At 76.2% G+C, this 10,035-nt stretch carries 1 protein-coding gene; it reads left to right on the forward strand.

The window, feature by feature from the left end:
- Positions 1 to 10,035, forward strand: a 10,035-nt coding sequence (locus ACFU53_RS43340; RefSeq protein ID WP_384005295.1) for a type I polyketide synthase, incomplete at both ends; no start/stop codon positions are given.

Raw genomic sequence — 10,035 nt, forward strand, 5'->3', positions numbered from 1 at the left:
GTGTCGGTCGCGGCGGTGAACGGTCCGCGGTCGGTGGTGATCGCCGGTGTTGAGGCGGCCGTGAGCGAGGTTGCCGAGAAGCTGAGGGCGCAGGGCCGGCGCACGTCCCGTCTGCGGGTCTCCCACGCCTTCCACTCGCCGCTGATGGAGCCGATGCTGGCGCGGTTCCGCGAGGTGGCGGAGCGGATCACGTACGGAACGCCCGCCATCCCCATCGTGTCGAACGTGACCGGACGCCTCGCCGTCGATGGTGACCTGACGTCGGCCGAGTACTGGGTGCGGCATGTCCGTGAGGCGGTCCGGTTCGCCGACGGAGTGAGCGCCCTGAACGCCGAGGGTGTGACCCGTTTCCTGGAGATCGGCCCCGACGGCACCCTCACCGCCCTCGCGCGAACCGTGCTCGGTGACGTCGACGACGCGGTCTGCGTACCCGTCCAGCGCAAGGACCGGCCCGAGGCCGACGCGCTGACCGCCGCGCTGGCCGCACTGCACGCCGCCGGAGTACCGGTCGGCTGGAACGCGGTGTTCGGCGCGGTGCGGCCCGCCCCACTTCCCACGTACGCCTTCCAGCGCACCTGGTACTGGCCCGAGCCACGGCGTGGTGTGACGGGCACGGGCACGGGTACGGGTACGGCCTCCGTGGCGACGGCCGGGGAGGCCGCGTTCTGGCAGGCCGTGGACCGTGGTGACGCCGAAGAGCTGGCCGGCGTGCTGGACCTCGACGGCACCGAGCTGGAGAGCGTCGTGCCCGCGTTGTCCGCGTGGCGGCGTGCCGAGGCAGAGCGGACCACCGCGGACGCCTGGCGCTATCGAGTCCGCTGGGAGCGGCTCGCACCGGCCGCGACCCGCACGGCCGGCGGGCGGTGGCTGCTGCTGCAAGCCGACGCCGACGCCGGCTCCGTCCTCTCCGGCATCGAGGAGTTCCTGCCGGGGCTCGAACGCGTGATCTGCGCCGCCGACCTCGGGCGGGCCGCCCTGGGCGAGGTGTTCGCCGCGGCCGTCGCCGACGGGGCGCCGATCGCCGGCGTGCTGTCCTGCCTGCCCGGTGTGCAGAGCGCCCTCACGCTCGTACAGGCATACGGCGACGCGGCGGTCGCCGCGCCGCTGTGGCTCGTGACCAGCGGTGCCGTCGCCGTGGGCGGCGGCACCGAGGCCGCCGTCGATCCACGACGGGCCGCCGTATGGGGACTGGGCCGGGTCGCCGCGCTCGAACATCCCGACGTGTGGGGCGGACTGCTCGACCTGCCCGCCCGGCCGGACCGACGCACCCTCGTGCGGACCGTCGCCGTGCTCGCCGCCGACGACGAGGACCAGGTCGCCGTACGCGGAACCGACGCGTACGCCCGCCGTCTGGCGCCCGCTCCCGCCCCCGGCGCCACCGGCGCGTGGGCGGCTCCGGAGCGCGTCCTGATCACGGGTGGCACCGGTGCTCTCGGGGCCCGCGTGGCCCGCTGGGCCGTCGCGCGCGGTGCCCGGGAGCTGGTGCTGACCAGCCGTCGGGGTACGGACGCGCCCGGCGCGGACGACCTGCGAGGCGAACTCGTCGGGCTGGGTGCGCGAGTGACCGTCGCCGCCTGCGACATGGGGGACCGGGACACCGTGGCGCGGCTGCTGGCCGCACACCCCGTCGACGCCGTGGTGCACTGCGCGGGTGTCCTCGACGACGACGTGATCGCCTCGTACTCGCCCGACCGGCTCGCCGCCGTGCTGCGCGCCAAGGCGGACGCCGCCGACCACCTGGACGAACTGACCCGCGACAGCGGCCTGTCCGCGTTCGTGGTGTTCTCCTCCATCGCCGGCGTGTGGGGCAGCGGCGGGCAGGCCGCCTACGCCGCCGCCAACGCCCACCTGGACGCGCTCGTCGAGCGCCGGCGCGCCCGCGGCCTGGCCGCCACCTCCGTGGCCTGGGGCCCGTGGGGCGGCACCGGCATGGCCGCCGACGAGGCCGCGCAGCAGTTGCTGAACCGCCGCGGCCTGCGCCCGGTCGACCCCGACGCCGCGCTGACCGCGCTCGACCGTGCCCTGGCCGCCCAGGACACCACCGTCGTCGTGGCCGACGTCGACTGGGCACGGTTCGCGTCCGCGTTCACCACCGGACGCCCCAGCCCCCTGCTCGCCGCCCTGCCCGGGGCGGTCGTCGCGGCGGCGGCCGACACCGCCGTCGACGCGGCCGGCGCCGCGCTGCGGGACAGGCTCGCCCCGCTCACCACCGAGGAGCGCGACGCCGCCCTGCTCGACCTGGTGCGCCGCCGGGCCGCCGCCGCGCTCGGCCACACCGACCCGGCCGCCGTCGCCGTCGGCCGGGCCTTCCGCGAGATGGGCTTCGACTCACTGACCGCGGTCGAACTGCGCAACGCCCTCACCGCCGAGACCGGCGTCGCCCTGCCCAGCACCCTCGTCTTCGACCACCCCACGCCGCTCGCCGTCGCCGCCCGCCTGCGGGACGAGCTGTACGGGGCCGCGCAGGAGCGGCAGGAAGCCCCGGTGCGGGCGACCGACACCGACCCCGTCGTCATCGTCGGCATGGGATGCCGCCTGCCCGGCGGCATCGACGGCCCGCACCAGCTGTGGGAACTCCTCGCGGCCGGCGGTGACGCCGTCGGCGCCTTCCCCGAGGACCGCGGCTGGGACCTGACGGGCCTGCTGGAGGCCAGCGACACCCGGTCCGGGGGCTTCTTGGCGCAGGCGTCCGCGTTCGACGCCGCGTTCTTCGGCATCAGCCCCCGCGAGGCCCAGGCTCTCGACCCGCAGCAGCGGATCGTCCTGGAGACCTCCTGGGAGGCCCTGGAACATTCCGGGATCGCCCCCACCGCGCTGAAGGGCTCCCGCACCGGCGTCTTCGTCGGAGCCGGCAGCTCCGGCTACGCCGCCGGTCTGACCGAGATTCCCGAGGGGCTCGGGGGACATCTGCTGACCGGTCAGGCGGGCAGCGTGGTCTCCGGCCGCATCGCCTACTCCCTCGGCCTGGAGGGCCCGGCCGTCACCGTCGACACCGCCTGCTCGTCCTCGCTGGTGGCGTTGCATCTGGCCGCGCAGTCGCTGCGCAGCGGCGAGTGCGACCTGGCGCTCGTGGGCGGCGTCACCGTCATGGCGGACCCGGGCGCCTTCGTCGAGTTCAGCCTTCAGGGCGGCCTCGCGCCCGACGGCCGCTGCAAGGCGTTCTCCGACGACGCCGACGGCACCGGCTGGGCGGAGGGCGTCGGCATACTCGTCGTGGAGCGGCTCTCCGACGCCCGCCGAAACGGTCACCGCGTGCTGGCCGTGGTGGAGGGCACGGCCGTCAACCAGGACGGCGCCTCCAACGGCCTCACCGCCCCCAACGGCCCCTCCCAGCAGCGCGTCATCCGGCAGGCGCTGGCCTTCGCCGGGCTCTCCCCACGTGACGTCGACGTGGTGGAGGCGCACGGCACCGGCACCTCTCTCGGCGACCCCGTCGAGGCACAGGCGCTGCTGGCGGCGTACGGCCGGGAGCGGGCCGAGGACCGGCCGCTGTGGCTCGGATCGGTCAAGTCCAACCTGGGGCACACCCAGGCCGCGGCCGGCGCCGTCGGCATCATCAAGATGATCCTCGCCCTGCGCAACGACACCCTCCCGCGCACCCTGCACGCCGGGCAGCCCTCGTCCCGTGTCGACTGGGAGAGCGGGCGGGTCCGCCTGCTGCACGAGGCCGTCGCCTGGCCCGCCGGCGAGACCGTCCGCCGGGCCGGTGTCTCCGCGTTCGGCGTCTCCGGCACCAACGCCCACGTCATCCTCGCCGAACCGCCCGCGACGCCGGACGAGTCCACCGCACCCGCCCGTGGACGCGGGGACAGCGACCGCACCGCCCTGCCGTGGCTGCTCGCCGCGCGCAGCGCGCCCGCCCTGCGTGACCAGGCCGGCCGACTCCTCGCCCACCTCGAACAGCACAGCGGCCTGGATGCCGCCGACGTCGCGCACGCCCTCGCCTTCACCCGCGCCCCGCTGGAGCACCGCACCGCCGTCACCGGCACCGGCCGCGACGCCCTGCTGGCCGGCCTCCGCGCGCTCGCCGACGGCCGGACCCACCCCGCCGTCGTCACCGGAGACACCCTCACCACGGGCGGGACCGCGTTCCTGTTCGCCGGCCAGGGCACCCAGCGCCCCGGCATGGGCCGCGGCCTGTACCAGGCGTTCCCCGCGTATGCCGACGCCTTCGACGCCGTCTGCGGCCACTTCGACGGACTACTGCCGCGTCCGCTCGTCGAGGTCGTGCACGGGGACGAGGCCGACACCCTGAACCGCACCGAGTACGCCCAGCCCGCGCTGTTCGCCGCAGAGGTCGCCCTCTTCCGGCTCCTGGAGGCGTTCGGGGTGCGTCCCACCCACCTCCTCGGCCACTCCGTGGGTGAGATCGCCGCCGCCCACGTGGCCGGGGTGCTCACCCTGCCCGACGCCTGCCGCCTGGTCGCCGCCCGCGGCCGGCTGATGCAGACACTGCCCGAGGGCGGCGCGATGATCGCCCTGCAGGCAGCCGAGGACGAAGTGCTGCCGTTGCTCGCCGGACGCGAGGACGTCCTGGGCGTGGCCGCCGTCAACGGCCCCCGCTCCGTGGTCGTCTCCGGTGACGAGGACGCCGCGCTGGAGGTCGCCGCCCACTTCGCCGCACAGGGCCGCAAGACCACCCGTCTGCGGGTCAGCCACGCCTTCCACTCCCCGCGCATGGAGCCGATGCTCGACGACTTCCGCGCCGTCGCCGCCGCCGTCGAGTACGCCGAACCGCGCATCCCGGTCGTCTCCGACCTCACCGGCCGCCTCGCAGGGCCCGGCGACCTCACCGACCCGGAATACTGGGTACGGCACGTGCGGCACGCCGTACGGTTCGCCGACGGCGTCACCGCCCTGGAGGAACGCGGCGTCGTCCGCCTCCTCGAACTCGGCCCCGACACCACCCTGACCGCCCTCGCCCAGGGCGGCTGGCAGGGCACCGCCCCGCTCGCCGTGCCCGCCCTGCGCGACGACCGCGACGAGGCGGAGACGCTGCTGGCCGCCGTCGGCGCCCTGCACGCCCACGGCTCACCCGTCGACTGGCACGCCGTGCTCGCCGCCACCGCCCCCGGCGCCCGCCCGGTGGACCTGCCCACCTACGCCTTCCAGCACCGCCCGTACTGGATCGAGACCGACCGCTCCGCGGGCGACCCGGCCGCCGCCGGACTCCTCGCCGCCGGACATCCGCTGCTCGGCGCGGTCGTCCCGTCCGCCGTCGACGACACCCTGCTGCTCACCGGCCGCCTCACCGCCCGCACCGCGGGCTGGCTCGCCGCGCACCGCCTCGGCGGCACGGCCGTCGTCCCGAGCACCGCCTTCCTCGAACTCGCCCTGGCAGCCGGCGCCCACGCCGACCGCCCGCAGATCCGCGAACTCGTCCTGGAACGCCCGCTGGCCCTGCCCGAGCACGACGGAGTCGCCCTGCAGCTACGCGTCGAGGTGCCCGACGCCCGCGGCGACCGTGCCTTCGCCGTGCACGCCCGCCCCGCGGCCGACGCCACCGCCGAGTGGACCCGGCACGCCGCCGGCGTCCTCACCGCCGAGACCGGACCGGACCCGGCCCACGACCTCAAGGCCTGGCCGCCGCCGGGTGCGGAGGAACTCGCCACCGACGGCCTCTACGTCCGCCTGCGCGAGGCCGGACTCGACTACGGGCCCGTCTTCCAGGGCCTGCTGGCCGCCTGGCGGGACGACACCGCCGTGTACGCCGAGGTCGCGCTCCCCGAGTCCGCCTCCGCCGACGCAGCCCGCCACGACCTGCACCCGGCGCTCCTGGACGCAGCCCTGCACCCGCTGGGCCTCGGCGCGTTCGACGGCCTCGGCGACGGGCGCGTGCTGTTCTCCGCCGGCCCGGTCCGGCTGTTCGCCACCGGCGCCACCACCCTGCGCGTCCGTCTGGAGCGCACCGGCCCCGACACCCTCTCCCTCACCGCCGCCGACGCGGTCGGCGAACCCGTCCTGGCCATCGGCTCCCTGCTGCTGCGCCCGGTGCCCGGCGCGCACCTCGCGCCCGCCGCCGCACCGGTGCCCGGCGAGGAGAGCGCCCCGGCCGCCGAGCAGGTCCGCCGCCGTGCCGCCCGCACCCAGCCCCCCGGCAGCCTCCTGGAACGCCTGGCCGCCCGGCCCGCCGCGGAACGTGAACGCGCCCTGCTCACCACCGTCCGCGACCGTGTCGCCGCCGTTCTCGGACACACCGGCCCCGACGACGTCGAACCGGCCCGGCCCTTCACCGACCTCGGCCTCACCTCGCTGACCGCGGTCGAACTGCGCAACGGGCTCAGTGCCGCCCTCGGCGTCACCCTGCCCGCCACCCTCGTCTTCGACCACCCCACCCCGGCCGTACTGGCCCGGCACCTCGCCGACGACCTGTTCGGCACCGCCGGCGACGGCACCCCCGTCGCCGTCCGCCGCGCCGTCGACGACGACCCGATCGCCGTCGTCGGCATGGCCTGCCGCTACCCCGGCGGCATCGCAGGACCCGAGGACCTGTGGGACCTGGTCCGCGCGGGAGCCGACGGCATCTCGCCGCTGCCCACCGACCGCAACTGGAGCCCCGAGCGGCTCTACCACCCCGACCCCGACCACCCCGGCACCGTCTACACCCGGGAAGGCGGCTTCCTGCACGACGCCAGCCGCTTCGACCCCGCGTTCTTCAGCATCTCGCCCCGCGAGGCCCTCGCCATGGACCCCCAGCAGCGCCTGCTCCTGGAGGTCTCCTGGGAGGCCCTGGAACGCGCGGGTGTCGACCCGGTCGCGGCCCGCGGCTCCGCCACGGGCGTCTTCGCCGGCGTCACCTACCAGGACTACGTGACGATCCTCGCGGCCTCCGACGACAACTTCGAGGGCTACGTCGGCACCGGCAACTCGCCCAGCGTCCTGTCCGGCCGTATCTCCTACGCGCTCGGTCTGGAGGGCCCGGCCGTCTCCGTCGACACCGCCTGCTCCTCCTCCCTCGTCGCCCTGCATCTCGCCGCGCAGTCCCTGCGCCAGGGCGAGTGCGACCTCGCCCTGGCCGGCGGCGTCACCGTGATGTCGACGCCGGGCTCCCTCATCGAGTTCAGCCGGCAGCGTGCCCTCGCCGAGGACGGCCGCTGCAAGCCCTTCTCCGCGGACGCCGACGGCGCCAGCTGGGCCGAGGGCGTCGGCATGATCGTCCTCGAACGGCTCTCCGACGCCCGCCGCAACGGCCACCAGGTGCTCGCCGTCATCCGCGGCTCCGCCCTCAACCAGGACGGCGCCTCCAACGGCCTGACCGCCCCCAACGGCCCCTCCCAGCAGCGCGTCATCCGGCAGGCCCTCGCCACCGCCGGACTCGCCCCGCAGGACGTGGACGCCGTCGAGGCGCACGGCACCGGCACCACCCTCGGCGACCCCATCGAAGCCCAGGCCCTCCTCGCCGCCTACGGCCAGGACCGCGCCGAGGACCGGCCGCTGTGGCTCGGCTCCCTGAAGTCCAACATCGGGCACAGCCAGGCAGCCGCCGGCGTCGGCGGCGTCATCAAGATGGTGATGGCCCTGCGCGAAGGCGTCCTTCCCCGCACCCTGTACGCCGACAACCCCACCCCGCACGTCGACTGGACCGCCGGACACGTCCGCCTGCTCACCGAGGAACGCCCCTGGCCCGACACCGGCCGCGCACACCGCGCCGGAGTCTCCTCCTTCGGCATGAGCGGCACCAACGCCCACGTCATCGTCGAACAGGCCCCCGACACCCCCGACCGGCCCGCCGCGCGGGCCACGCTGCCCGCCGTACCCGTGCTGCTCTCCGCCCGCACCCCCGCCGCGCTGCGCGCCCTGGCCGCCCGGCTCCGCGCCCACCTGCGCGCCCGGCCCGGCACACCGCTCACCGACCTCGCCTATACCCTCGCGGTCGGCCGGGCCGCCCTCACCCACCGTGCCGCCGTCCTCGCCGACGACGTCACCCGCCTCGACGAGACCCTCGCGGTGCTCGCCGCCGACGGACCGCTCACCGCGCCCGCCCTGGTCGCCGATGCCGTGCCGGGCGGCGCCGAACCCGTCCTCGTCTTCCCCGGACAGGGCGCCCAGTGGGCCGGCATGGCCCGCGAACTCCTCGCGGAGTCACCCGTGTTCGCCGACTGGATCGACCGCTGCGAACGGGCACTCGCCCCGTACGTCGACTGGTCGCTGACCGCCGTGCTGCGCGGCGACGCCGACGCCGCCGACCTCGCACGCGTCGACGTCGTACAGCCCGCCCTGTGGGCCGTCATGGTCGCCACCGCCGCCCTGTGGCGCGCCCACGGCGTACGCCCGGCGGCCGTCGTCGGCCACTCCCAGGGCGAGATCGCCGCCGCCTGCGCCGCCGGAGCGCTCAGCCTGGAGGACGGCGCCCGCGTCGTCTCCCTGCGCAGCCGCGCCATCACGCGCATCGCCGGAACCGGCGGCATGATGTCGGTGCCGCTGTCCGCCGAGGGCACCCGCGCCCGTATGGCGCCCTGGGCGGACCGTCTGGCCGTCGCCGCCGTCAACGGGCCCGCCACCGTCGTCGTCTCCGGCGAGGCCGAGGCCCTGGACGAACTGCACGCCGCCCTCATCGCGGACGGCATCCGCGCCCGCAAGGTCGACGTCGACTACGGGTCGCACTCCGCGCAGGTCGAGGCCATCCGGGACACCGTCCTCGACGCCCTGGACGGCATCACCCCGCGCGACGCGGAGATCCCCTTCCGCTCCTCCCTCACCGGCGACTGGCAGGACACCATCGGGCTCGACGCCACCTACTGGTACACCAACCTGCGCGAGACCGTCCGCTTCGAGGAGGCCGTACAGGGCCTGATCGCCGCCGGACACCGCACCTTCATCGAGGTCGGCCCGCACCCCGTGCTCGCCGTCGGGCTGCGCGACATCCTCGACGCGGCCGGCGTGGACGGTGCCGTCCTCGGCTCCCTCCGCCGCGACCAGGGCGGCCTGCGGCAGTTCCTCACCGCGCTCGCCGAGGCCCACGCGCACGGCGTCGACGTCGACTTCGAGACGGTCTTCGGCGGCACCGGCGCCGCCCGCACCGACCTGCCCACCTACCCGTTCGAGCACCAGCGCTACTGGCCCACCCTCCGCGAGACCACCGCAGCCGGTCACGCCGCCGGCGCGCCCGACGCGGATTCCGTCGAGGCCCGTTTCTGGGCGACCGTCGAGGAGGAGGACCTGGAGAGCCTCAGCGACGCCCTCGACCTGGCCGCCGACGCCCCCCTCAGCAGCGTCCTGCCCGCCCTGTTGAACTGGCGGCGCACCCAGCGCGAACGCGCCACCACCGACGCATGGCGCTACCGCGTCTCGTTCAGCCCCCTCACTCCGGGCCCGGCCACCCTCACCGGCACCTGGCTGCTCCTCGCCCCCGCCGACACCACCGGACACGCCCGCATCGCCGACGCCGTCGCCGACGCACTCTCCGCGGGCGGCGCACGCACCGTCCGGCTGATCACCGTGCCCGACGGCGTCCCCGACCGGGCCGCCCTCGCCGGCCTGCTCGCCACCGCCGAGGACGCCGTACGCCCCGCCGGTGTGCTCTCCCTTCTCGCCCTCGACACCCGCGCCCACCCCGACCACCCGGCCGTCCCCGTCGGACTCGCCGGCACCCTCGCCCTGGTCCAGGCCCTCGGCGACCTCGGCATCGACGCCCCCCTGTGGTGCGCCACCCGCGGCGCCGTAGCCGTCGGCGGCGCCGACCCCGCGCCGGACCCCGCCCAGGCCCTCGTCTGGGGCTTCGGCCGGGTCGCCGCCCTGGAGCACTCCGACCGCTGGGGCGGCCTCATCGACCTGCCCGCCGACCTCGACGCCCGCTGTGCCACCCGCCTCGCCACCGTCCTCGCCGACCCCGGCCACGAGGACCAGATCGCGCTGCGCGCCACCGGCGCCCACGGCCGCCGCCTGGTCCACGCCCCCGGCGCCGACGTCCCCGCCGAGACCTGGCGGCCCCGCGGCACGGTCCTCGTCACCGGCGGCACCGGCGCCCTCGGCGGCCATGTCGCCCGCTGGCTCGCCGACCGCGGCGCCACCCACCTGGTGCTGGCCGGCCGCCGC

The sequence above is a fragment of the Streptomyces sp. NPDC057474 genome, assembly GCF_042802555.1.
Lineage (GTDB): Bacteria > Actinomycetota > Actinomycetes > Streptomycetales > Streptomycetaceae > Streptomyces.